Annotated in this window: 23 protein-coding genes; 17 read left to right on the top strand and 6 right to left on the bottom strand. The window is 45.1% G+C overall.

The genetic code is table 11. From position 1 onward, the window contains the following. The first annotated feature begins 33 nt into the window (after nucleotides 1–33). From ACYX4N_RS02495 to ACYX4N_RS02470, 6 genes are all read left to right on the top strand, one after another. Nucleotides 34–1,917 (top strand): protein-disulfide reductase DsbD, encoded by a 1,884-nt coding sequence (locus tag ACYX4N_RS02495; protein WP_476055508.1) that lies wholly within the window; start codon nucleotides 34–36, stop codon nucleotides 1,915–1,917. Nucleotides 1,918–2,325: 408 nt separating this feature from the next. Continuing rightward, on the top strand, nucleotides 2,326–2,766 hold the full coding sequence (aroQ, locus tag ACYX4N_RS02490) for a type II 3-dehydroquinate dehydratase (protein ID WP_474803741.1): 441 nt from the start codon (nucleotides 2,326–2,328) through the stop codon (nucleotides 2,764–2,766). Between the two features lie 14 nt (nucleotides 2,767–2,780). Continuing rightward, nucleotides 2,781–3,248 carry an acetyl-CoA carboxylase biotin carboxyl carrier protein gene (gene accB, locus ACYX4N_RS02485; protein ID WP_015068439.1) on the top strand — a complete coding sequence of 156 codons (468 nt, stop codon included), beginning with the start codon at nucleotides 2,781–2,783 and terminating at the stop codon, nucleotides 3,246–3,248. A gap of 14 nt (nucleotides 3,249–3,262) precedes the next feature. After that, nucleotides 3,263–4,606 (top strand): acetyl-CoA carboxylase biotin carboxylase subunit, encoded by a 1,344-nt coding sequence (accC, locus tag ACYX4N_RS02480; RefSeq protein WP_118491308.1) that lies wholly within the window; start codon nucleotides 3,263–3,265, stop codon nucleotides 4,604–4,606. A gap of 424 nt (nucleotides 4,607–5,030) precedes the next feature. Next, the gene (locus ACYX4N_RS02475; protein ID WP_476055507.1) at nucleotides 5,031–5,975 is read left to right on the top strand and encodes a hypothetical protein; all 945 of its coding nucleotides are present in this window, start codon (nucleotides 5,031–5,033) and stop codon (nucleotides 5,973–5,975) included. 299 nt (nucleotides 5,976–6,274) lie between these two features. After that, nucleotides 6,275–6,715 (top strand): hypothetical protein, encoded by a 441-nt coding sequence (locus ACYX4N_RS02470; RefSeq protein WP_474803736.1) that lies wholly within the window; start codon nucleotides 6,275–6,277, stop codon nucleotides 6,713–6,715. 54 nt (nucleotides 6,716–6,769) lie between these two features. On the opposite strand, the gene ACYX4N_RS02465 is transcribed toward ACYX4N_RS02470, so the two are convergent. The 3 genes from ACYX4N_RS02465 to ACYX4N_RS02455 all read right to left on the bottom strand — a co-directional run bounded on the left by ACYX4N_RS02465 (nucleotide 6,770) and on the right by ACYX4N_RS02455 (nucleotide 9,683). Continuing rightward, nucleotides 6,770–7,033 carry a TIGR03643 family protein gene (locus tag ACYX4N_RS02465; protein WP_476055505.1) on the bottom strand — a complete coding sequence of 88 codons (264 nt, stop codon included), beginning with the start codon at nucleotides 7,031–7,033 and terminating at the stop codon, nucleotides 6,770–6,772. 99 nt (nucleotides 7,034–7,132) lie between these two features. After that, nucleotides 7,133–9,277, bottom strand: a complete 2,145-nt coding sequence (locus ACYX4N_RS02460; RefSeq protein ID WP_476055504.1) for an exonuclease domain-containing protein — start codon at nucleotides 9,275–9,277, stop codon at nucleotides 7,133–7,135. Nucleotides 9,278–9,395: 118 nt separating this feature from the next. Then, nucleotides 9,396–9,683 (bottom strand): hypothetical protein, encoded by a 288-nt coding sequence (locus tag ACYX4N_RS02455; RefSeq protein WP_476055502.1) that lies wholly within the window; start codon nucleotides 9,681–9,683, stop codon nucleotides 9,396–9,398. 190 nt (nucleotides 9,684–9,873) lie between these two features. Here ACYX4N_RS02455 and ACYX4N_RS02450 point away from each other — a divergent pair, with 190 nt between their 5' ends. The 3 genes from ACYX4N_RS02450 to ACYX4N_RS02440 all read left to right on the top strand — a co-directional run bounded on the left by ACYX4N_RS02450 (nucleotide 9,874) and on the right by ACYX4N_RS02440 (nucleotide 11,203). Next, nucleotides 9,874–10,065: a zinc ribbon domain-containing protein gene (locus ACYX4N_RS02450; RefSeq protein WP_105932532.1), complete on the top strand. Its 192-nt coding sequence runs from the start codon at nucleotides 9,874–9,876 to the stop codon at nucleotides 10,063–10,065. Continuing rightward, nucleotides 10,058–10,687, top strand: coding sequence for a flavin reductase family protein (locus ACYX4N_RS02445; protein ID WP_476055501.1), 630 nt, complete (start codon nucleotides 10,058–10,060; stop codon nucleotides 10,685–10,687). Before ACYX4N_RS02450 ends, ACYX4N_RS02445 begins: the two co-directional genes overlap by 8 nt. A gap of 222 nt (nucleotides 10,688–10,909) precedes the next feature. After that, nucleotides 10,910–11,203: a high-potential iron-sulfur protein gene (locus ACYX4N_RS02440; RefSeq protein ID WP_118491294.1), complete on the top strand. Its 294-nt coding sequence runs from the start codon at nucleotides 10,910–10,912 to the stop codon at nucleotides 11,201–11,203. A 107-nt stretch (nucleotides 11,204–11,310) separates the two neighbouring features. Here the strand turns inward: ACYX4N_RS02440 and ACYX4N_RS02435 are convergent, their stop codons facing one another. Continuing rightward, on the bottom strand, nucleotides 11,311–12,933 hold the full coding sequence (locus ACYX4N_RS02435; RefSeq protein ID WP_476055500.1) for an amidase: 1,623 nt from the start codon (nucleotides 12,931–12,933) through the stop codon (nucleotides 11,311–11,313). A 168-nt stretch (nucleotides 12,934–13,101) separates the two neighbouring features. Further along, nucleotides 13,102–13,863: a substrate-binding periplasmic protein gene (locus tag ACYX4N_RS02430; RefSeq protein WP_476055498.1), complete on the bottom strand. Its 762-nt coding sequence runs from the start codon at nucleotides 13,861–13,863 to the stop codon at nucleotides 13,102–13,104. Between the two features lie 207 nt (nucleotides 13,864–14,070). On the opposite strand from ACYX4N_RS02430, the gene prmA reads away from it, so the two are divergent. The 8 genes from prmA to ACYX4N_RS02390 all read left to right on the top strand — a co-directional run bounded on the left by prmA (nucleotide 14,071) and on the right by ACYX4N_RS02390 (nucleotide 22,627). After that, entirely contained in the window at nucleotides 14,071–14,949 is an 879-nt protein-coding gene (prmA, locus tag ACYX4N_RS02425) for a 50S ribosomal protein L11 methyltransferase (protein ID WP_476055497.1), read from the top strand. Nucleotides 14,950–15,319: 370 nt separating this feature from the next. After that, a complete protein-coding gene (dusB, locus tag ACYX4N_RS02420) occupies nucleotides 15,320–16,318 on the top strand; it encodes a tRNA dihydrouridine synthase DusB (RefSeq protein ID WP_474803715.1) in 999 nt (332 codons plus the stop codon). A 30-nt stretch (nucleotides 16,319–16,348) separates the two neighbouring features. Beyond that, a complete protein-coding gene (gene fis, locus ACYX4N_RS02415; RefSeq protein ID WP_012520109.1) occupies nucleotides 16,349–16,642 on the top strand; it encodes a DNA-binding transcriptional regulator Fis in 294 nt (97 codons plus the stop codon). Nucleotides 16,643–16,724: 82 nt separating this feature from the next. Continuing rightward, nucleotides 16,725–18,323 (top strand): bifunctional phosphoribosylaminoimidazolecarboxamide formyltransferase/IMP cyclohydrolase, encoded by a 1,599-nt coding sequence (gene purH / locus ACYX4N_RS02410; protein ID WP_476055496.1) that lies wholly within the window; start codon nucleotides 16,725–16,727, stop codon nucleotides 18,321–18,323. A 358-nt stretch (nucleotides 18,324–18,681) separates the two neighbouring features. Then, a complete protein-coding gene (locus ACYX4N_RS02405) occupies nucleotides 18,682–19,497 on the top strand; it encodes a class I SAM-dependent methyltransferase (RefSeq protein WP_476055495.1) in 816 nt (271 codons plus the stop codon). Between the two features lie 27 nt (nucleotides 19,498–19,524). Continuing rightward, on the top strand, nucleotides 19,525–20,814 hold the full coding sequence (gene purD / locus ACYX4N_RS02400) for a phosphoribosylamine--glycine ligase (protein WP_476055494.1): 1,290 nt from the start codon (nucleotides 19,525–19,527) through the stop codon (nucleotides 20,812–20,814). A 200-nt stretch (nucleotides 20,815–21,014) separates the two neighbouring features. After that, complete coding sequence (locus ACYX4N_RS02395) at nucleotides 21,015–22,211, top strand: hypothetical protein (RefSeq protein ID WP_476055492.1); 1,197 nt, start codon at nucleotides 21,015–21,017, stop codon at nucleotides 22,209–22,211. Then, a complete protein-coding gene (locus tag ACYX4N_RS02390) occupies nucleotides 22,211–22,627 on the top strand; it encodes a hypothetical protein (RefSeq protein ID WP_476055491.1) in 417 nt (138 codons plus the stop codon). The genes ACYX4N_RS02395 and ACYX4N_RS02390 overlap by 1 nt, the downstream gene beginning before the upstream one ends. A gap of 149 nt (nucleotides 22,628–22,776) precedes the next feature. On the opposite strand, the gene ACYX4N_RS02385 is transcribed toward ACYX4N_RS02390, so the two are convergent. Further along, the gene (locus ACYX4N_RS02385) at nucleotides 22,777–23,538 is read right to left on the bottom strand and encodes a sugar-binding protein (RefSeq protein ID WP_476055489.1); all 762 of its coding nucleotides are present in this window, start codon (nucleotides 23,536–23,538) and stop codon (nucleotides 22,777–22,779) included. Nucleotides 23,539–23,547: the final 9 nt, after the last annotated feature.

Below are 23,547 nucleotides of genomic sequence, written 5' to 3'. Positions count from 1 at the left end.
CAACGCAAAATAGATATAATGAATCGTAACTTTATGACTTTACCTTCTTTTTCATCCGGCACTACATCAGCTTCGCTGTTACATCGCTTTACCGCTTATGTTCTCTCAGCGTTTTGTTTAATAACGTTATTAAGCACGTTCGCATTGGCTCAGGTGCCCAATGCCTTTGACGATCCGTTCGTGGATGAACCACAGTTTTTAGATGTAGACCAAGCGTTTGCGTTCGATTTTAACCAAGAAGACGATGTGCTTACGGTAAGCTTCGATATTGCCGACGGCTACTACTTGTACCTAAAGCAGTTTAAGTTTGTGGCGAAACAAGCCGAAATTGGCGAGCCTGAGTACCCAAATGGGGTAATGATTCAGGATGAGTTTTTTGGCGAGTCTGAAGTGTTTTACAACGGCGTATCTATTACTTTGCCTGTAGAATCAGCACTCAGTGACGGCGTAGTAAAAATTCGCTATCAAGGCTGTGCTGACGCAGGGCTTTGCTACCCGCCCACTGTGAAAGTCGTGTATTTAAATGAAGTGGGAAGCAGTGCAGTTGCTGAAACAGATACGGCCTCAGAATTAAATAACGCAGCAACTTCTTCACAAAGCGAGCAGTTCGATTTGGCGCAAAGGCTAATCGATAAAGATAACCTTGCTCTTACTTTAGCTCTATTTTTTGCACTAGGCGTAGGCTTAGCCTTTACACCTTGCGTATTTCCGATGTATCCCATCGTGTCGGGCATTGTAATTGGTCAAGGCAAGCCTAAAACCGTATCGCATTCATTCTGGCTAACCTTCGTTTATGTACAAGGTATGGCGATCACTTACTCACTACTTGGATTGGTGGTTGCAGTAGCCGGCGCACAGTTTCAAGCCGCGCTGCAACATCCTGTGGTGCTGGGCGTATTCATTGTGCTATTTGTGGCGCTTGCCATCGCCCTGTTTGGTGGTTTCGAAATTCAGCTGCCAGCAAAGTATCAAGAAAAGCTCACTCACATGAGTAACAACCAAACTCCTGGTAGTTTTGCAGGTGTGTTTATTATGGGTGTATTGTCTGGTCTTATCGCTTCACCCTGCACTACTGCGCCGCTAACCGGCATATTGCTATTCATCGCTCAAACTGGCGATATGACGCTAGGTTTTGTTTCGCTTTACTTGTTAAGCATAGGTATGGGTGTACCGCTCATTCTGTTCGGCATGACGGGCGGTAAGCTGCTACCTAAGGCGGGTAACTGGATGAATGTGGTTAAGGTTACCTTTGGCTTCATGATGCTTGCCGTGGCCATTGTGTTTATTGAGCGTTTATATAATAGCCCTGCCACTGGCTTCTTATGGGGGTTGTTAGGTTTTGGTCTATTCGGTTATTACTGGGCACTTAACCGCGCAAGTAAGAACTCACTGATGAAGCTTGTACGCGCTGTTATCGTTGCAATGGGAATTATGGGAAGTGCTGGGCTTACTTATCAAGCAGGGCTCAATACCGGGCTTTGGGGCGAACACGCTGAAGGTGTTCACGCCGGGCACCCAGACTTTGTTGTTGCAAGAGACTTAGCAGACTTACGCAATAAAATAGCGGCGGCTAACGCACAGGGAAAAACCGTGATGGTCGACTTGTACGCCGACTGGTGCGTTGCCTGTAAGGAATTTGAAAAATACACATTCCCAGACGAGCAAGTGGTATCTGCGCTTAGTAATACAGTATGGATGCAAATGGACCTTACCGATAACACGCCAGAGCGCCAGGAGATTTTTGACACCTTCACTGTACTAGGCTTGCCTACTATTTTGTTTTTTGACGAAAACGGCGACGAGCTAACTAAAGCGCGTGTGACTGGGTTTATGAAAGCAGAGGCCTTTGCTAGTCATGTGAACGAGTGGCTTAACAGCGCTAAAACCAACCGCAGTCAGAATGAGCGCGCCAATTGAAGTAATTAGTACTAAGAAAAGTGGAGTTGCCCATAGCGCATTGTTCACGGCGTTAACGGCGACTTCAGTAATTCAAGGCATCGAAGCATTCACTTAATTTTGCAGCCCCTGTTGGTCCCCCCCTAATTAAACCGTGAACTAATGCTCTTATGCTTTCTATCGCCTGCCTCTCAAAAACGCAGCATGCTGGGATCTAACACCAGCATTCCGAGCAAATAAAACAAAAAACTTTGCGCCGAAAACACCTGATTAGACCAGTATTTTGCTGCGAAATCTTTATCTATCACTATAATCATCAGTTAACACAATAAACGAGCAAATAAATTGGCTTTTTTTCGTGCAACTGTCACAAAATTTTGTTGAAATGGCAATAACAGTGACATTTTCCCGAAGATAGCAGCAAACTAGATGAATATTTTGTTATTAAACGGCCCTAACCTGAATATGTTAGGCCAAAGAGAACCCGACAAATACGGCACGCAAACCTTGCAAGACATCGTTGATGATTTGCAAGCGCAGGCTGCGTCGAGCAACGTGAACCTAACGCATTTTCAGTCTAACGCTGAGTTTGAACTGATCGACCGCGTACACGCAGCTATGGGAACTGTTGATGCCATTATAATTAATCCTGCTGCCTTCACGCACACCAGTGTCGCCCTTCGCGATGCATTGTTAAGTGTCAATATTCCGTTTATTGAAGTGCATTTGTCGAACGTTCACGCCCGTGAACCTTTTCGTCATCATTCTTATTTTTCTGATGTTGCAGCTGGCGTCATTGTTGGCCTTGGTGCCATGGGCTATTCGCTCGCGCTGACTGCGGCAATCAATTTACCGAAATCGCCAAAATAGAGCAGAGACAGAACATGGATATTAGAAAGATTAAAAAACTCATCGAACTAGTGGAAGAATCTGGCATTGCCGAGCTAGAGATCACTGAAGGAGAAGAGTCTGTACGCATCCACCGTGGTCCAACAGGTGTTCAAGCGCCAATGAACTACAGCTTTGCAGCACCAGCTGCACCGCAAATGGCCCCTGCCCCAGCTGCCGCTGCAACAACAGCGTCAGAAGCGCCTGCTGCAGAGCCAGCTCAGCCAGACGGTCACGTTGTTAAGTCTCCAATGGTAGGTACGTTCTACCGTGCATCTTCACCAACGGCAAAACCATTTGCAGAAGTGGGTCAGCAAGTAAAAGTTGGCGACACGCTTTGTATCGTTGAAGCGATGAAGATGATGAACCAAATCGAAGCAGACAAGGCAGGTGTGGTTAAGGCAATATTGGTTGAAAACCAAGACCCTGTAGAATTCGACCAGCCAATGTTCATCATTGAATAAGCGAGTGCTTAACTATGCTAGATAAAGTACTTATTGCTAACCGAGGCGAGATTGCCCTACGTATTTTGAGAGCCTGTAAAGAACTGGGCATCAAAACCGTAGCTGTGCACTCGACTGCGGATAAAAACTTGAAGCACGTGTTGCTAGCTGATGAATCAATTTGTATTGGTAAAGCATCGGCAACCGAGAGCTACCTTAATATACCGCGCATTATTGCTGCGGCCGAGGTCACAAATTCAATCGCCATTCACCCAGGTTACGGTTTCCTAGCGGAAAACGCAGACTTTGCTGAAGCGGTAGAAAAGAGCGGCTTTATTTTCATTGGCCCTAAAGCTGAAACTATTAACCTGATGGGTGACAAGGTTTCTGCTATTAACGCTATGAAAAAAGCTGGCGTTCCTTGTGTACCTGGTTCAGACGGCCCGCTAACCGACGACGCTGAACGCAACAAAGCGATTGCAAAGCGCATTGGTTACCCAATCATTGTTAAAGCCGCTGGCGGCGGCGGTGGTCGTGGTATGCGCGTAGTTCGCAGCGAAAGTGAACTGGTAAAAGCCATTGAGACCACGCAAGCGGAAGCTGGCGCAGCCTTTGGTAACGCAACGGTCTACATGGAAAAATTCCTTGAAAACCCGCGTCACGTAGAAATTCAGGTATTAGCCGATGGACAGGGCAACGCCATTCACCTAGGTGAGCGTGACTGTTCAATGCAGCGTCGTCACCAGAAAGTGGTTGAAGAAGCGCCTGCACCGGGTATTTCTGAGCAAATGCGTGCAAAAATTGGCGATCGTTGTCGTAGAGCCTGTATCGAAATTGGTTATCGCGGCGCAGGTACGTTCGAGTTCCTATATGAAAACGGCGAGTTCTATTTTATTGAAATGAATACCCGTATTCAGGTAGAGCACCCAGTATCTGAAATGATCACGGGCGTTGACCTTATTAAAGAGCAACTTCGCATTGCCGCAGGTCAGCCATTGTCAATTGATCAGTCGCAAATTCAAATTCGTGGCCACGCTATTGAATGCCGAATTAACGCAGAAGATCCACAAACCTTTATTCCTAGCCCTGGTCCTATCGATATGTTCCATGCGCCAGGTGGTTTGGGTATTCGTTGGGAGTCGCATATCTACGCAGGCTACCACGTGCCACCTTACTACGATTCAATGATTGGCAAGCTTATCACCTATGGTGAAAGCCGCGACGAAGCGATTGCTCGTATGCGCCATGCTCTTGAAGAGATTGTGGTTGAGGGCATAAAAACAAATATCCCTCTTCAACGCGCCATTATGGCCGATGAAAACTTCTTCGCAGGTGGAACCAACATCCATTACCTAGAGAAGAAGCTAGGTTTAGCCTAATCCCCCCTTTGGGCTGCACAGTGTCTTTTGTGTAGCCCAATTTTCTACCTTCGCTATTCGCTATTCGCTATTCGCTATTCGCTATTCGCTATTCGCTATTCGCTATTCGCTATTCGCTATTCGCTATTCGCTATTCGCTATTCGCTATTCGCTATTCAGTACATTCTAATTTTCCGATTACCACAATCAATTTTTAACGATTTTCCTATTTAAAAATTGGCTCTATACTGCATACAAGTTTTAAGACATCTCCCTGAGTTTGAAACTTTTTGTGTGTTTACCCTTATTGGAGTCCCACTCCACTTATTGCTGGCATCCCTGCCGGCTTTTTTTTGCCTTTTACCCATTACATTGCAATTTATTTGCGCCAATTAATTAGATTTAATGTATAAACTAATTAGTCATGCCGCGTAGGGTTTAATAAGTGCGAAAACCGGTTTTTCTTGTTTTACCACTCATCATTGTTACTGGAACTGACGCTCTTGCAGAGCCAATATCGCCTTCTTTCTCACAGAAGCTAGACATACAGGTTCGATACGATGATCGCTCTAACCGCTCTAGCCGCGAACAATATCGACTGCGCTACTATCCGTCTCTTGCCATCACTTCAGCGTGGTCAGTAAACAGCTTTGTGGTAACTGGCGATGACTTTTCATCAAGCCACAATACATTCGGCAGCGATAACACTGATTACCTCTATGCGAGACGACTTTATTTAAGGCACGAGAACGATTACGGCAAAACCGAGTTAGGCATTATACCGACTTACAAAGGGCGTGTTTCTTCCACCGGCTTGTCGAAAGATGGGTGGATAACCGGAGTACGTCACGTGAGGCAATTACAAAACGACACCGCCATTGAAGTAGTAGTTGGCCAACTAGCTAACGCAGAAGCGTCTGAAGCCTTTAATATTGGGGGAGAAGATGAATATTTCGAAGTAGAGTACTCAGCAAAAATGGGCCAACGCCACAGTTATGAGGCCAGTTTTGAAAAAATGCTCGGCGGTACATTCGCTCGTGCTGAGTATCGGTTTCGAGTAAACGACGAAGATACGGCGTTTGTTGAATTAGTGCAGCGTATGGATGAAAGTGCCGCAAAAGTTGTGGTGGGCACCAGCGGCGAATTTGCAGCCAGTGCGTTTAACACGTCATACCCTATAGAATACTTCGCATACTACTCCTACATAGACAGCGACTTTGGCGAACGCGCTGAACTAATTGAAGATTTCTTGGGAACAGGTCACGGTGGCTCGCTGGAATTTAGCGGCGTATTATCTGAAAAGCATGATGTGGAATGGTTTGTCAGAGCGGATGTTGTAGATAGCGTCAGCCGGTTACTGGCCGGCATAAAGCTTTCTTTCGAAAGTTAAGTGACTGACGTTCGTCAGTTCGTTAAAACAACCGATAGCATAAGAACGGCTAAGCTAAATAAAAAAGGCCCATCAAACGATGGGCCAAACAGCAAGAACGCGTACACACTTTAACAGTGCATAATGGGTTACGGGCTGGTCTGCTAATACGTTCAGTTATTTTAGATTACGTATTTTTAACCAAGCCCACTTTCATCCAGCTATTGGTTTTACTAAAATCAGGCGAAGTTAGTTAGTCAGGATTATTAGGTCCATGGCTAAAAAGCTATAAGTTTTACCCGCAACAAAAAGGTGTTCTTGTGCCAAGCCGCTACGCTCAGTTCAAAGAAAAACTTCCCATTTCTCGCCTTTCTGATGAAGTGCTTCTTGCATTTCGGGTTTTATTCGATGCTCCACTTGATATTGTAGATTTAGCGCAAGATATTGCAGATTTGGCGATATACCCTGAACGCTTAAAAGAGAGCTACAGAAAAGAGTGGGAGGCCTATGTTCTCAAAGCGCTTGCTTTTGAAATTAGGCAGCACGACGATTTATCCACTGCCGAGTTTATAGAACTCATGATGAGTAAGGTTGAAGCATTGCAGCAAAATGATGAAACCTACCAAAATCTTTTACGTCAGGTTCACCATGCGAAGAGCATTCTGCAATCAGAAAACACGGTTGTCTTCCCAACGCCTTTGCGCCAAGAACTAACCGCGTTTCTTTTACCTATAACCACTATTACTCCGCCAAAGAAGTAACTTGGGCTAATTCATGTTGTCAGACTGGTAACGCTAAACAAATACTTATCAAAATTACTTATTGGCACTTTTATATTTGTACTGCGAAAGACAATAACCCCTATCCACGCCTTCTGGGCGCAAGCTCGTGTGTTTAGTTTTTCTGCCCGACACGCGCTCACGCCAGTTTTTAAAGGTTTTTTGTTTAAGGTTCTTACGCATAAGCTTTATCACGTCTTTTTCCGGCAGCCCGTATAAACGTTCAATTGCTTCAAACGGCGTACGATCTTCCCACGCCATTTCAATAACTCGTGATTCTTGTTCTTCAGTTAATGCCATGTTTTACATCTCAATATGCACGTTATAACTCAACTCAATACTGAGTTTACGCGCATTTTGTTCAGTGCCCATATGCTAAAAAGTTTAATAACAACGTTATTAATTCGCCGACAGACCCGTCAATTCATCATCTTTCTCAAACGCCAGCTTTAACAACTCGGCAGCAGCCTTGGCATCACTTAACGCGCGGTGGTGCTGTTCCATTTCGATATGGAAGTGCTTGGTTAGGTTAGCCAAAGAGTACGAGGGCAACCCAGGATAAGTGCGGCGCATTTCGCGAACTGTGCACATTTTTGGTCGCCTAAAATGCTGCTCTAGTCGCGCAAACTCTTGTTTAATGAACCCATAGTCAAAGTTCACGTTATGCGCGACAAATACGGCATCTTCAGTAAAGCGCGCCACCTGTTCTGCAACTTCAGCAAAAAGCGGCGCGTCTGCCACCATGTCATCCGAAATCCCGGTAAGACGGGTTATATTACTAGGAATTCTACGCTGCGGGTTCAATAAGGTTTGAAACCTGTCTACCTCTTTACCGCCAACAAGTTTCACCATACCTATCTCGGTAATGCGGTTATAGTTGTTGTTGCCCCCTGTGGTCTCTATATCTACCACAACATAAGGCTGTGCAGGGTCGCGTATCCATTTTACGGTTGTTACCGCAACATCAAAACCAGCTTGCTGCAAACGCTGAATGGAAACCAATTGGTTACGGCGAAGCTGATCGCCCGGCGCTTTAATTTCTTCAAAGCGAAGCGCGCCGTCAAACACCATAATGTCGGGGAAACCATCGCGCAGGCTTTCAAAATCTTTACACATCATGCGAAGTAAAGCATAGATACTGTCGAGAGAACCGTGTTCTATCAGAGCCTCTAAAGGCGTAAGCAAATGGCTTGACCACATAAACAGGCTGTTCACTTTGCCATAGTGCATTGCGGCCATTTTATGAATGTGAAAGCGCAGTTTCTCTTTGCTATCAAGGGCAAGCAGCAGTGCTTCAATACTTTGCTCAAACTTGGCGTAAAAGTTATTTTGCTTAAGCGATAATGGCCTGCGATCGAACTCAGTAACCAGCGTATCTTCTTCGTAAAGTTGCTTCCAAAAAGTAAGACCGAATAAACTTCGCCACAAACGGTTTTCTGTGCGCCAGCCTTCTACGCCTTGCCTTGCATAATGGGCCAATACGCCCCGTTCTACCTGCTGATTTTGGCTTACATCAATATCTAACGACCTGCTTGCATTTCGTAGCATATCGGTAACGGTACTGGTACGCTTTTTATGGTATTTACGGGCATAAAAATCTTCGGCAAACGCTAATAGCGTATCAGATTGAGGATTATCAATAATGCCCTCAAGAGCTTGTTTGACGTCATCTTCTTGTCCGTCTTTATAGCTCTCTCTTAGCCACTTTTCTTTCGCTTTATCGCTTTGCGCTAGTTTTAAAATGTCTAACCCTTTGGCCCTATCGAAAGCCAACACTTTAAGCCCAAGTGCGTAAAGCAGCTGATCGCGATAGAAACTGGCTGACACACCTTCTGTAGCAGGGAAATCACTATCCGCTAAGGCAAGTAACATATCATTGTTATAAAAGGCTAGCTGGCTATAGTGGTTGGCGTAAAACCAAGCTGCTTGCGCATCGCTTTTACTTTCAAAGCGTGCAGTATCGGTTACCGAATCGGAGCGGGTTCTCATTACACCGAGATCGCGCATAGAAAACTGATTCAGACGGCTTTTGGTATTACCGAAATAGATAAACAGTAAATAGCGAAGCGCATTATCAAATAAACACACTAAATAGTTGTTTAGCGAAAAGCTCTCTGGCCAGCCTCTAGCACCGATATGTTCATTAAGTAACGTCACGAGTTTAGACTTAGTGAGAGACGCTAGCCCCTGCGTACTGCCGTATTCAGCAAGAAGCGCCAACAACGCGTCTTTGGTTAGAACGCCGGCGATATCATTAAGCGATGCGTTCGAAAGGTCGCCAAACCATTCGCTGTCAATGAGCCAATCTATTTGTGTTTGCGGTTCGTTTATTTCGCCGTAGCTAAACTGGGTTCTGTCAATAACCGCATACTTGCGATTTGCAGCGCGTACCACAATACATTTTTTGTCATCGTCTAATGCGTTAAAGCGCTCGACAAAATCAGCTGCCTCATCATTCAAAAGCATGCTGTTCGCACCTTCAAAGAACTTAAGGAACTCGTGAAAATGTGTGAGGTAATAACGTGGCGGTAAATCTTTTCGCATGAGGTATCTTTGGCTATGAAAACACCAGTAGTGTATATTTATACAGCCAAGTTAATCAAATTAAATCCATATCGAATGTATTTAAAGTCTACTGGCCGGTATTAGACCAAGCCATTTATTAAATACGCACTCGCTGTTTAGACACCCACTGAAAGAACGTTGAAAGCTGCTCGTCATCTAGTAAGCGTTGTAAATTAAAATAGTGCTTGGCCAATGTCATCTCATCATAAAAGCGATGTATGCCGCTATGGCACTGCCTACAAATATAAATACCGTCCTGCAGTTCGGCTTTGCTAAAGTGCTTTTTGAAATAGGTGCGTCGGTGCATTTTTTTCGGGATAAGATGATGATAAGTAAGTCGCGTTTCTCTATTACAACACGGGCAGTTTCCTACTTTATTTGCCACACCATCACCTCTATTCATTCACCTTGCTGCTGTTTATTCGGGCTAATTATTAAGCCTTTCATTTAATAATGGCTATTGCGATTGCCTCAGCCCGGTTTTTTCATAAACAATGGGGTATTTTGCCAAAGAAAATCCACTCGTCTTAGCATTACGTAATAAACACTATTCATGATTAATAAGGCAATAAAATATGAGCTTAACCCGTTCCATGGGCTTCTCGTGCCCTTACTGTATGGCGCCTAATGACGTTGAGATAGATGAGGTTAACGATGTGGGTCAAGTCCAAGTACTCGACTGTCAGGTGTGCTGCCAACCCATAGAGTTGACCACTTATCAGCATGGTGACGACATTCAAATTGAGGCAGAACGAGAAAATGATTAAGCAGTTTACACGCAGCGATATAGATGCGCTTGCACAGCGATACCGAGCTAATCTAGTCAATAGCTTGTCTGGCTTTAAGTCGGCTACGTTAGTGGGTACCACAAACGGAAACACCAACAATTTAGCCATTGTAAGCTCTATCGTTCATGTGGGTGCTAACCCGCCACTTATAGGCATGATAATGCGCCCACATACTGTGGTACGAGATACCCTTAGCAATATTAAGCAACAAGGCTTTTACACGCTAAATCACGTGTCGACTGATTGGGTAGACAAAGCGCACCAAACGTCTGCTCGCTATGCTCCAGATGAGAGCGAATTTGAAGCAGTGGGTTTAACGCCGCAGTTTAGCGAGTCATTTAGTGCACCGTTTGTTAAAGAAAGCGAAATCAAGATGGGCTTAAAAGTGGCGCAACATTTAAAACTGCTTAACGAAACCGAAATGGTTATTGGAGAAATTCAAGAGCTTCATATGCCAGAGAGCATTATTGATGAAGACGGATACGCCGATATAGAAAAAGCAAACACTGCCTGTATTTCTGGATTAGATAGCTATCATAGCACTACGCGTGTTGCACAGTTTGCCTACGCCAAACCCGGAGTCCCCCTAGCTAAAAAATGAACTTGTAGCAGATAGAAGGGTCTGATAATTACTATCGGGTATTATTACTCTGAAGTTTATTTAATCTAGATCAAGTGAAAATAAGACATTTCATTCGATCTTTTTTCAAAAAGAGATAGTATTTAAACATTACACAAAACCTGCCTCTTTGGGCAGGTTTTTGCGTTTAAGACACTGAATAAAAAAGAATCATTATCGTTTCTATCTCTTAAGGAGAATGTTATGAAATCTGTAAACCGCCGTGACTTTTTAAAACTGTCTGGCTCTACAGTTATCGGTCTTACATTAGGTGGTGTAGCGTTACGTGCGCAAGCTCAAGAACAATTGAGCGCAGATGACCCAACTGCGAAAGCATTAAACTACACACCGTCTTCAACCGTTGAAGGTGCAAAATGTGCAAACTGCATGTACGTGCAGGGTGCCGATGGCGAACAATATCGCCCTTGTAACATTTTCCCTAACAAGCTGGTTAACGCTGATGGCTGGTGTAGCGCTTGGGTTAAAAAGCCAGGCTAAATCATCATTCGCAGCTACATAAATAGCAAAAGCCCCCGATAATTGTCGGGGGCTTTTTAGTTTCAACACTGCTTAACAGACTTCACATTCAAACCACGTGCTTTTAGCTAGCGGCCCTCATTTAGTCCATTCTTTATGCCTTTTAAGCTGGGGTCATCAAAACGTGTGGGTAAAAGACCTGGTTTAATGAAAAAACCGTGTTTAGCTTCAAAAACTTTGCCTATCTTTAACACATCTTCATCTTTCCACTTAGCACCGATAAAGCTAATGCCTACTGGAAGACCTTTCACTTCACCCGCCGGCACCGTGAGATGTGGATAGCCCGCAACAGCAGCTAGATAGCCTATACCAATGAAACCAGCTGGCGAATGATCGCCATACACACCGTCGATTAAAAATGAAGGGCTGTTTGAAGGCGCAACTAATACATCTACGTTGTGTTTTGCTAACAATGCGTCAATACCGTTTTTGCCCGCTGTATCTTGAATAAGGCGAAGGGCGCTTTGATATGCTTCGCTATCAATAGGCGCAGCGTCTAGCGACTTTTCAAAAATATCTTGATTGAATAACGCTAGCTCTCGCTCGGTTTGGTTGTTAAAAGCAATAAGCTCAGATAGATTTCTTACAGGGATCTCTGCTGGCGAGCCCGACAAATATTCGTTGATGCTGTGATGGAATTCGCTGAGCAAAACATTGTAAGAGTCGGCCCAAAAGGAATCAGGCTGTGAAAAATCACTTATATCCACCAGCGTAGCACCCGATGCTTTTAACTGATTTAGCGCGCTTTCGTAAACTTCCAGTACATGAGGGTTATCACCTTGACGATACCTGACAACGCCAATGCGTTTGCCTTTTAAATCTGTTGCCAACATTTCCGATGAAGGCATGTCAGGTCGATGGGAAGCTGTATTTTCAGTAGCACTATCGCTTGCATCTTCGCCAGCCATTACCGCTGTCATCAGCCATGCGTCTTGAACGTTGGTTGTCATGGGTCCGGCCGTATCTTGGCTGAATGAAATGGGTACAATGTGCGTTCTTGAAAGTAAACCAACGGTTGGCTTGAAGCCCACTACACCGTTAATAGATGCTGGACAGATTATAGAACCATTGGTTTCAGTACCTACGGCAAGTGACGCTAATCGAAGCGACATCGCTGCGCCGGAGCCAGACGACGAACCGCATGCACTTCTTGATAATATGTGAGGGTTTCGAGTTAAGCCACCCACTGCGCTCCAACCGCTTATCGATGATTCAGAACGAAAATTTACCCACTCAGACAAATTTGTTTTACCTAGAATGATCGCGCCCGCTGCTTTTAGCTTCGCCACAATGGGGGCATCTCGTGCGGTGTCGTTATTAATTAGCGCCATAGAACCTGCTGTTGTGGGCATTTCTGCGCTTTCAATATTGTCCTTAAGCAATACGGGAATACCGGCTAACGGGCCTAATGCCGCTCCACTGGCTATTTGTTTATCGATTGATTTAGCTTCTGCTAATGCATTAGGATTTAGCGCTAAAACGCTGTTGGGCTTTTTATCTAACTGCTCAATTCGCGCTAGATAACCACTGACCAACTCTGTCGATGTAGTATCGCCATTAACGATAGCCTGCACCTGCAGATATGCTGGCTCATCTAGCCACTTTTTATTATCACTATTTTCACGGTGCGATTGCGACACACAGGCGGTGCACAGCAAAGTGACAGCCAGTACATACCACTGTTTCAACATAGAGCTTTCCTTAACGCATTGTTTTTATGAAAACGTTCTTATGCGATGACTTTTTTACCATCGTGCCTTATCTACGGTTAGGTAAAAAGTGACGGACATAAACGTATTGCTACGTTTGATATACGTTGAATCAAAAATGGTTCACTGTCTACACGATAAAATACGCAATTACAGTTTGGTGGGCGCCTTTGGCAGCTTGTGAAGCAGATTATCAAGCTGATATTCATTGAGCAGTAATTGATACCGACCACCTGCAATAAAGCGATGAAGGGCTGAATTAAACTCTGCTCTCAGCTTTGGATTGGGTATAGCCGCGCGATATATTGAGATAGGAAATAATTCATGGAATTCTGTCTCCTCTTCAACATAGGCGCTGTTTTGAGACTTGAAGTAGTTGAAAATGTTTCTATCTAAAACAATCGCGTCCACATGATCGAGCATGAGCATATCGACCTGCCGGTCTTGCCTTGCCATTTCCATATACATTGGCTCTAGCGCTAATGCTTGCTTGAACTCTTCACCTAATACCGATTGTGCAGTTTGAAACCCAATGACACGCTTACCTTTAAGTCCATTAACATCATTGATGACAAAGTTATTTTGCGTTTTTGTCACAACAACATTTTGATAAATAATGTAGGGGTCGGAAAGAACAGAATCGTCCACATTGTGCGCTGCGCTTTGTGTAAGGCCTATATCCACAGTGCTATCTTTTAAAAGCCGCGCAGTCCGCCCAAATGGAACGTAGATGGGCGAAAGCGTATGTCCCATCTCCGCTAATATGGCTCTTACCAGGTCAATTTCAAAACCGCTGTGTTCTTGTGAAATAACATAGGGAGGCTTATTCCAGCCAACCACCACGTCTAATTCACGGGCTTTAGTAGGCAAAGCAATGGCAACAGCACACAAAAAAGGGATAAGAATACGCATAAAACTCCGGTTAACTTTACAATCGAACCGCATTGATAACTACTATAAGCGCATTATTGATTCATACTAGTGGACAAAAGGCTAAGGCACTAAAATCTTACTGAAACAGAAAATGGTGCCTATTGTTACCGCTTTTCGCTTGCTTTCATTTTGTTTAACGCCAAGCAAAGGTACAATAACCCGCAAAGGTCCCAACGAACGATAAATATGGCTTGGCTACAACTTCGAATTAATACTTCTTCTGAATATGCGGAATCAATAGGTGACATGCTAACTGCAAATGGCTCACAGGCGGTTACCTATGTCGACGCGAAAGACACCCCAATGTACGAACCCAAGCCGGGTGAAGTGTTATTGTGGCCAGACACACAAGTAGTCGGCTTGTTCGAAGCAGATGCCGATATGAAAGGTATCCTTCAGCGCTTGGGTAAAGCCAAGATCTTAGGCCCAGACTTTAAATACAAGCTTGAACCGCTTGAAGACAAAGATTGGGAACGGGAGTGGATGGATAACTTCCACCCTATGCAGTTTGGTGAGCGCTTGTGGATTTGCCCAAGCTGGCGTGATGTTCCAGACCCTGACGCCGTTAACGTGATGTTGGACCCAGGCCTTGCTTTTGGCACAGGTACGCACCCTACTACTGCACTTTGCCTACGCTGGTTAGACGGCATAGATATGACAGATAAAACTGTGGTCGATTTTGGCTGTGGCTCAGGCATTTTAGCGCTGGCAGCATTGAAGCTAGGTGCCAAGCGCGTTATTGGTATTGATATTGACCCGCAAGCCCTGCAAGCCACAAAAGAAAACGCACGCCGCAATGGCGTTGAAGACCGACTAGATGTGTATCTACCGGAAGACCAACCCGAGCTAGAAGCCGATGTAGTTATGGCAAATATACTGTCAGGCCCATTACTAGAACTGCAAAACGTTATTACTAACTATTGCAAAAAAGACGGTTTATTAGTGCTTTCCGGCATACTGGCAGAACAAGTTACTCGAATTGAAGACGCCTATGCTAGCGATATCAAGCTTGAGCCCAGCGCCATTGACGGAGAATGGGCGCGAGTGTCGGGCAAAAAACACTAAGCGCGATTATAAAATTGACTAGACGGTTAGTTTTACGTCGAGTCGAATCAGAGCCTTTACGGTAAACCACCGCAATATTGCGACGAAAATTCATACAACAATAATCGTTAGCATCTAATAATTTGTTAATTTTTTTCACATTACAGCCCTTTCAAATCGGGGGCTGTAAGACTTTCGTACAATATTTAGTCTAAAAATCGGCGTTAGCTTACTAATGTGACAGATTTTTTTCACTGTCAAGACCACGAAGTGAAATTTTGTGTGATTTTTAGCCTTTTCAAGCCTTGCGAAAACACGTACACTTAGCGCCCCGTTTTAGCCGGGTGTATATTTTCTGTGCAGTTTTAGATGGCGAGCTATACATTTTACAATGCGAATTGGACCTTACGAGTTAGAAAACAATTTGATGTTGGCCCCCATGGCTGGCGTAACAGACAGACCGTTTCGCCAACTTTGTAAGCGCTTAGGTGCAGGGCTTGTTGTTTCAGAAATGCTTTCGAGTAATCCGAAGGTGTGGAACACAGCAAAATCGCAAGCGCGTATGAATCATGAGGGTGAAGAAGGCATTCGCTCTGTACAGATAGCTGGGGCTGACCCTGAGCTTATGGCTCAAGCAGCACAATTTAATGTAGATAACGGTGCGCAAATCATCGACATCAACATGGGTTGTCCTGCCAAGAAGGTCAATAAGAAGCTAGCAGGTTCTGCCTTGCTTCAATACCCAGACACAGTGGAAGCGATTATTAAAGCAGTAGTTAATGCTGTTGACGTACCCGTGACGCTGAAAATTCGCACCGGCTGGAACCCAGAAAATCGCAATGGGGTAGACATTGCCCGCATTGCAGAGCAAAACGGCATACAGTCGCTTGCTGTTCATGGCAGAACGCGAGCTTGTATGTATAAGGGAGAAGCTGAGTACGACACCATACGTCAAATAAAGGCGGCAATTTCAATTCCGGTTATTGCAAATGGTGACATTACTTCTCCAGAGAAAGCACAAGAGGTGCTGAATTACACTGGTGCAGATGGCGTAATGATAGGTCGCGGCGCGCAAGGTAAGCCTTGGATTTTTAAACAGATCCAACATTATCTTGAAACGGGCGAGAACCTACCAGCACCGCCACTGTCAGAGTTATATGAACTCTTGCACGAGCATGTAGCTAATGTGCAGGACTTTTATGGCGACATAGCCGGTGTAAGAATTGCCCGTAAGCACGTGGGCTGGTATCTCGCGGAGCACGATACGGATCGTCAGTTTCGTAAAACGTTTAACGCTATCGATGATGCGAATGAGCAACTCGATGCACTAAATGCATATTTTCAAGCGCTGCAGACACGAGAGACCCGACAGATCTCTCCCGCAGCATAGTGATGACTAACTTAAGAGCAACACAGTATTATGTTCGATCAAAACGTGACTTCACCTTTTACTACTACAGTAACTACGCCTTCACAAACGCAAGCTCAAAAGCCACTGCGTGACTCTGTAAAGCAAGCGGTTAACAAGTACCTTAAGCAATTGGATAACGCAAACATCGATAACCTGTACGAAATGGTACTGGCTGAAGTTGAAGCGCCGCTGCTAGAAGAAGTCATGACTTACACACGCGGCAATCAAACCCGCGCTGCCATCATGATGGGCATCAACCGTGGCACACTTCGCAAGAAGCTTAAGCAATACGGCATGAACTAAGATTCCAAGGGCTTTGCCCACCAAAGAGCACCAAACGGTGCTCTTTTTGTTTCAACACTACAACATTAGAAACTTAAAATTTATGCAAACACCAAAACCTATTAAACGTGCTCTCCTTAGTGTCTCTGATAAAACCGGTATCCTCGATTTCGCGACAGCGCTGCATAACGCTGGCGTAGAACTTCTGTCGACGGGCGGTACCGCGAAACTACTTGCTGATGCTGGCTTACCTGTGAAAGAAGTCTCTGATCACACAGGTCACCCAGAAATCATGGCAGGTCGTGTTAAAACGCTTCACCCTAAAATTCATGGCGGTATCCTTGGTCGTCGCGGTACCGATGAAGCGGTAATGGAAGAGCACAGCATTGCGCCAATCGATCTTGTGGTGGTTAACCTTTACCCGTTCGCTGCAACCGTGGCAAACGAAGACTGCACGCTAGAAGATGCCATTGAAAATATCGATATCGGTGGCCCTACCATGGTTCGCGCAGCAGCCAAAAACCACAAAGACGTGACTATTGTGGTTAACGCGTCAGACTACTCTCGCGTACTTGCAGAAATGAACGACAATAATGGCTCTTTGTCTTACAGCACACGCTTCGATTTAGCCATCAAAGCATTTGAACACACAGCTGAATACGACGGCATGATTGCGAACTATTTCGGTGCCCGTTTAGATAGTGCTGCATGCGAAACAGGTTGTTGTGAAGATAGCAGCGAATTCCCGCGTACTTACAACATGCAGCTTACTAAGAAGCAAGACCTTCGCTATGGCGAAAATAGCCATCAAGAAGCGGCCTTCTATGTAGAAAACGATATTCAAGAAGCGTCTGTGGCTACCGCTACTCAGCTTCAAGGTAAAGAGCTATCGTTTAACAACATTGCTGATACCGATGCTGCGCTGGAGTGCGTGAAAGAATTCGAAGAGCCAGCATGTGTAATCGTTAAGCACGCTAACCCGTGCGGTGTTGCTATTGGCGACGATATTCTAAGCGCATACGATCGTGCGTTTAAAACCGACCCGACTTCTGCGTTTGGTGGCATTATTGCATTTAACCGTGAGCTTGATGCAAAAACAGCCCAAGCCATTGTCGACCGTCAGTTTGTCGAAGTGATCATTGCGCCAACCGTCAGCGATGAAGCGAAAGAAGCTGTGAGCGCGAAGAAAAACGTACGCCTTCTTGAATGCGGCGATTGGATGGGTCAACTTACCGAAGGCTATGACTTTAAGCGCGTAAATGGCGGCCTGTTAGTACAAGAGCGCGACTTCGGTATGGTTGAAATGGAAGACCTAGAAGTTGTGACTAAACGTAAGCCGAGCGAAGAAGAACTACGCGACCTTATGTTCTGCTGGAAGGTAGCAAAATACGTGAAGTCTAACGCAATTGTTTACTGCAAAGACGGCATGACAGTGGGCGTGGGCGCAGGCCAAATGAGCCGTGTTTACTCTGCAAAAATTGCAGGTATTAAAGCAGCTGACGAGAACCTTGAAGTGGCTGGCTCTGTTATGGCGTCTGACGCTTTCTTCCCATTCCGCGACGGCATTGACGCTGCAGCTGAAGCTGGCATTAAGGCAGTAATTCAGCCTGGCGGCTCTATGCGCGACCAAGAAGTAATTGACGCCGCTGACGAACACGGCATTGCTATGGTGTTCACAGGTATGCGTCACTTCCGTCACTAATAACTTCTGTCACTAATAAATAGTTACGCAAAAACTTATAGTACAGGCTTAGTGAGGGAAACCGACACCTAAGTTAAACACGCAGTAAAGTGGCATTTAGTGGCTTTACTGTGTGTTTGTTATTTTTCCTTAACCCTTTTTAATACGCAAACTCAAGGTCATTTGCTTGGTTGTAGTGACTTCTCATCGAAGCGACAAAGTTGCGAATTATTCTGCTAAGGCGTAAGTGCAAATGGGGGTTAGCTGATAGGCTTGATCTGACCCGTGGTAATTTGTAGTAATAGTGTTACTAATAAATGTTATGTTTTACTAGTCCGCATAGACAATTACCTACCCTCGACAGAAAAAGGAAATAAGAATGAAAAAGTTAGCCCAACTTGTGTTAGCCGCAACACTAGGTGTGACAGCAACCTATGCAAGCGCAGATTCAATTTCTGACGCCGCTATGAGCGATATCCGCACCGATAAAGCCAAAGTGCGCGACGAATACCGCAACCCTCAGCAAACATTACGCTTTTTTGGTCTACAGCCAGACATGACTGTGGTAGAAATCTCGCCAGGCGGTGGCTGGTATGCCGACATTCTTTATTCTGTTGTAAAAGAAAACGGAAAATACGTTGCAGCCCACTTTTATGTAGACGATGAAACCAGCGGCTACTACAAAAAGTCGGTAGAAGGCTTTAAAGAAAAAATGAAGCCAGGCATGAAGTACGAAGGTGCAGAACTTACCGCATTCGACCCTATAAAAGCGCTAGATATTAGCGAAGCTGGCAGCGCTGATATGGTGCTAACCTTTCGCAACGTACACAACTGGTACATGCGTCACGGTGACGAAGGTATCGACAATGCGTTTGGGGCTTTCTTCAAAGCACTTAAACCAGGCGGCGTACTGGGCGTAGTGGAACATGAACTACCTGAAAGTGCAGATGATGAAGCGATGAAGAAAAGTGGCTACATGAAGCGTTCTTACGTTGTTGCTGCCGCCGAAAAAGCAGGTTTTGTACTTGAAGCAAGTAGCGATGTAAACGCAAACCCAATGGATAGCGCAGATCACCCGAAAGGTGTGTGGACGCTACCTCCTCGCTTGGCGCTAGACGACCAAGATCGTGAAAAGTACATGGCGATTGGCGAGAGCAATCGCATGACGCTAAAATTCACCAAACCAAAATCATAATATTAAACACTCAAAACGGAACAGTTAATGAACGTACTTGTAATTGGCGGCGGTGGCCGCGAACACGCGCTAGCGTTTAAAGCAGCGCAGTCTTCTGATGTTTCAACAGTATTTGTAGCACCTGGTAATGCGGGTACCGCTACAGAGCCTAAGCTTGAGAACGTAGCTATTGATGTTAACGATATTGCTGGCTTAGTTTCTTTTGCTCAAGGTAACGATGTTGCGCTTACTATTGTAGGCCCAGAAGCGCCGCTAGTTGCAGGTGTAGTAGATGCGTTCACTAACGCGGGTTTAATGATATTTGGTCCTACTCAAGCTGCGGCGCAGCTTGAGGGTTCAAAAGCCTTTACCAAAGATTTTTTGGCTCGCCACAATATTCCAACGGCTGAGTATCAAAACTTCACCGAAATTGACCCAGCCATTGCCTATGTTCGCGAGAAAGGCGCGCCGATTGTAGTAAAAGCTGACGGCTTAGCGGCGGGTAAAGGCGTTATCGTTGCGATGACCCTTAAAGAAGCTGAAGATGCTATCCGCGACATGCTAGCAGGCAATGCCTTTGGTGAAGCGGGCAGCCGCGTAGTTATTGAAGAATTCCTAGACGGCGAAGAAGCGTCGTTCATTGTAATGGTAGACGGTAAGAACGTACTGCCTTTTGCCACCAGCCAAGACCACAAACGTGCGGCTGACGGCGATAAAGGGCCTAATACAGGTGGTATGGGTGCTTATTCTCCTGCTCCGGTTGTTACGCAAGACATTCACGACCGCATTATGCAGGAAGTGATCATGCCAACGGTTGATGGCATGGCCGCTGAAGGTAACGACTACGTTGGCTTTTTATATGCGGGCCTTATGATCATGGCCGATGGCACACCAAAGGTCATTGAGTACAACTGCCGCTTTGGCGACCCAGAAACCCAGCCTATTATGCTGCGCTTAAAATCTGATTTGGTTCCACTTTGCCAAGCAGCGTGTAAAGGCGAACTTGCAGGCAAAACCATTGAGTTTGACGAGCGCGCATCGGTAGGTGTTGTACTTGCAGCTGGCGGCTACCCAGGCAGCTATGATAAAGGCGACGTGATAACTGGTTTTGAAGACGCTGCGAAGCTAGAAGGAAAGGTTTTCCACGCAGGTACCGCGCTTCAAGACGGTGATGTTGTTACCGCAGGCGGCCGCGTGCTTTGCGCAACCGCGTTAGGTAATAACGTAACCGAAGCCCAGCAAAAAGCCTACGAGCTACTAAAAACCATTCAGTTTAAAGATGTGTATTACCGTACTGACATTGCCCACCGTGCAATTGCCCGTGAAGCTGAGGCTTGATAAGCGACGCATATAACACAACCATCAAAGACGCGGCGTAAGCCGCGTTTTTTTATTGTACCTTTTTCTCTCACACTAAACTCTTACCAAACTCTCACTAACGCTTACAAAACTCTCACTTAACGAGTTAAAAAGACGAAACTTTTTACTTTGACCGTCTATACTTGAACGAAATCAAAGTACAAAAGAATTCATGGTGAATGAAAACCCTTTACATACTGACAATATGCCTAGCATGCTTTACCAGTGCGGCGAAGAGCAGCGATACCCTCTCTGACTCGATAGGTATCAGTGGCTTTGCTAGGGTTGTCGGGGGACAACTAGACACGAGCGAAGCTGAATTCCAAGGCTATTCAAATGATTTTAGTTTTTCTGAACAGTCCTTATTCGCGTTACAAGCGGACCTAAGTATTAGTGAAAAACTTAAATTGTCTGGGCAATTACTCGGGCATTCAAATGACGATAGAGATTCAGGTCTTGAATGGCTTTATCTAACTTATGACGCGAACTCTAATTGGAGCTTTAAGTTAGGCAAATTAAGAACTCCATTTTTTCGCTACAGCGACGTACTTGACGTGGGCTTCGCTTATCCTTGGATTACGCCTCCCGAACAAGTTTACGGCGGCTTTTTATTTTCAAACTATGAGGGCTTAAGCGCAACGTATCGCATTCACTTCGATAAATTGAATGTAGAAGTTGAAGCTTATTACGGCACTTATGACGGTACTTTTGACCGTGCAGGTGAAGAAACAGCCATTGAAGTAAACGATATTCGGGGGCTTATATTAGGCATATCTAAAGGCGGCTTTCGCGCGCGGGCTTCAGCCATAGTGTCATCTGACTTCTTTGCAGACATCCCCGGCTTTCAAGACTTTGCGACACTCTTAGAGCGTGCCGGGTACACAGAAAACGCCAACGTTTTTCGATTTGATTCAGACGCAGTGGCGTATCAAGCAAGCCTACAATATGACTCTCTTGATTATTTTGTTTACTCTGAAGTTATTAAAATTGAATCAGATTTAATCAGTGTCCCCGAAGTTAATGCATACTACCTGACTCTTGGGTATCACTTTGATGAGTTTCAAATATTTACGACTATTGCTTCTGCAAATAGCAGCAATGATGTTCCAACAAATCAAATTCCGAAGGGACAATCACCACAACTCACTTCATTGTCTTTTGCCTATGACGCAATAGTCGATAGTCTTCCGCGCTATGACCTTGATTCACTTTCAGTAGGGCTTCGCTGGGACTTTAGACACAATATGTCAGCCAAAGCTGAGGTAACTTGGTTAAGCGGTGAGGAGGGGCAGAACTCATTTTATTCAGAAATTAAGGATCCGAGCTTCGATAGAAATGCGGTACTCACCCAATTTGCACTAGAGTGGGTGTTCTAATGAAAACTCACACGCTATTGCTTGCCATTTTTTTTGCCATGTTTGCTTCATTCGCAAGGTGCGAAGAAGTCATCATTGTTGCTAACTTGGAAGCGCAAGACACTCCAACTGAAAAATGGCAAATTCGAGACATCTTTATGGGAAATTCTTCTGACTGGGATATAGAGCCTGTAGGATTGCGACCACCCAATACCGCTAGGACAATATTCAACACTAAGTTTATTGCGCTTACAGAGTCCCGCATTCAAGGGTATTGGGCACAAATGCGTTTTAGTGGAAGAAAAACTCCACCAAAAGAGTTTCGCTCTCAAGAAGAAGCGTTGGCATATGTACTAAATAATAAAAACTCAATGACGTATGTTTTATCAACCACCGAAGTGCCCCAAGGCCTTGTTGTTTTGTTTAAAGAAAAGTAACCAGCTAAGGCTTTGTCTAACGGTAATTCGATAATTGAATATGTGAGCATCCACAGCCAGTGGATAAAGTTTATCTTATAGCAATACACTGGCTGAAGGGGGCGCGCGAACGCCTTTTTAAGGCTCAAACGGCTTAATTTAGGTCTTCACTACTTCGCTAAAGTCACTTTCCCAAACACAGACGCATCCTTAAACCCCAGGTTTTTATCGCCATTTACGGGAGTAATGTCATGAGAGCCTAAAAAGTGTTCTCTGTCACCGCCATCGGCGTCACAGTAGGCCAACATAAAGCCCAGCGCCATATCTTCTTTTAAGGTTAATGGTGAGTTGTCTTTTCCATGCTGATAACTATCGTCAAATACACGCACAGCCGCTTCCCAATAAATCTTATGAGGCGCCGATATATCTCGCTGCCATTTGTTTTCAACGTGATTGTTATACAGCTGCGGCACGGCTTCACCCGCTTCATTCGGACCAATATCAACAACTTGGTTGTCTAGCGCTAAGTGATAAGCGAACGCGTTGTAGTTATTAAAGTGATCGCCACCAGAGGCATCCGCATCAATAAAGATTTCTAGGCAATCATCATCCCAATATCGCTCAAGCGGGTTGGCATAGGTATCTGAGAGGTGGTCGTCTTCTATTTCTGCTAAAAGGTACAGCGCCTTTTTATCCCATCGTAGTTTATATCTACCAGAAAAGTCACTGGGCTCGGGCCTGGTGCCCCACATCAGCGAGGTCATATCGTGCCAATCACCTTCTTTCCATGCAGCATCATTTGCTACGCCATCTATAACAGGTGCATTCGCGGTAAACATAACATTGTCCGGCTTCGCTTGTGCTGCCGGGGCAAGCATAGCGACAAGTAATGTAGAGGTGAATGCTGATACTAGGGGTTTAGTACTTTTCAATTGAATACG

This window comes from Alteromonas sp. ABH4_452, from assembly GCF_056311825.1.
The sequence above is the reverse complement of the archived record's forward strand: the minus strand, read 5'-3'. Positions and strand labels throughout refer to the sequence as shown.

What these genes read in the sequence shown, in the direction of transcription:
- aroQ (WP_474803741.1), top strand. Translation starts at nt 2,326, where the DNA reads ATGAATATTTTGTTATTAAACGGCCCTAACCTGAATATGTTAGGCCAA.
- ACYX4N_RS02395 (WP_476055492.1), top strand. Translation starts at nt 21,015, where the DNA reads ATGAAAACCCTTTACATACTGACAATATGCCTAGCATGCTTTACCAGT.
- dusB (WP_474803715.1), top strand. Translation starts at nt 15,320, where the DNA reads ATGCGAATTGGACCTTACGAGTTAGAAAACAATTTGATGTTGGCCCCC.
- ACYX4N_RS02430 (WP_476055498.1), bottom strand. Translation starts at nt 13,863, where the DNA reads ATGCGTATTCTTATCCCTTTTTTGTGTGCTGTTGCCATTGCTTTGCCT.
- ACYX4N_RS02390 (WP_476055491.1), top strand. Translation starts at nt 22,211, where the DNA reads ATGAAAACTCACACGCTATTGCTTGCCATTTTTTTTGCCATGTTTGCT.
- ACYX4N_RS02460 (WP_476055504.1), bottom strand. Translation starts at nt 9,277, where the DNA reads ATGCGAAAAGATTTACCGCCACGTTATTACCTCACACATTTTCACGAG.
- ACYX4N_RS02450 (WP_105932532.1), top strand. Translation starts at nt 9,874, where the DNA reads ATGAGCTTAACCCGTTCCATGGGCTTCTCGTGCCCTTACTGTATGGCG.
- ACYX4N_RS02405 (WP_476055495.1), top strand. Translation starts at nt 18,682, where the DNA reads ATGAAAAAGTTAGCCCAACTTGTGTTAGCCGCAACACTAGGTGTGACA.
- accC (WP_118491308.1), top strand. Translation starts at nt 3,263, where the DNA reads ATGCTAGATAAAGTACTTATTGCTAACCGAGGCGAGATTGCCCTACGT.
- ACYX4N_RS02445 (WP_476055501.1), top strand. Translation starts at nt 10,058, where the DNA reads ATGATTAAGCAGTTTACACGCAGCGATATAGATGCGCTTGCACAGCGA.
- prmA (WP_476055497.1), top strand. Translation starts at nt 14,071, where the DNA reads ATGGCTTGGCTACAACTTCGAATTAATACTTCTTCTGAATATGCGGAA.
- purD (WP_476055494.1), top strand. Translation starts at nt 19,525, where the DNA reads ATGAACGTACTTGTAATTGGCGGCGGTGGCCGCGAACACGCGCTAGCG.
- fis (WP_012520109.1), top strand. Translation starts at nt 16,349, where the DNA reads ATGTTCGATCAAAACGTGACTTCACCTTTTACTACTACAGTAACTACG.
- purH (WP_476055496.1), top strand. Translation starts at nt 16,725, where the DNA reads ATGCAAACACCAAAACCTATTAAACGTGCTCTCCTTAGTGTCTCTGAT.
- ACYX4N_RS02440 (WP_118491294.1), top strand. Translation starts at nt 10,910, where the DNA reads ATGAAATCTGTAAACCGCCGTGACTTTTTAAAACTGTCTGGCTCTACA.
- ACYX4N_RS02465 (WP_476055505.1), bottom strand. Translation starts at nt 7,033, where the DNA reads ATGGCATTAACTGAAGAACAAGAATCACGAGTTATTGAAATGGCGTGG.
- ACYX4N_RS02435 (WP_476055500.1), bottom strand. Translation starts at nt 12,933, where the DNA reads ATGTTGAAACAGTGGTATGTACTGGCTGTCACTTTGCTGTGCACCGCC.
- ACYX4N_RS02495 (WP_476055508.1), top strand. Translation starts at nt 34, where the DNA reads ATGACTTTACCTTCTTTTTCATCCGGCACTACATCAGCTTCGCTGTTA.
- accB (WP_015068439.1), top strand. Translation starts at nt 2,781, where the DNA reads ATGGATATTAGAAAGATTAAAAAACTCATCGAACTAGTGGAAGAATCT.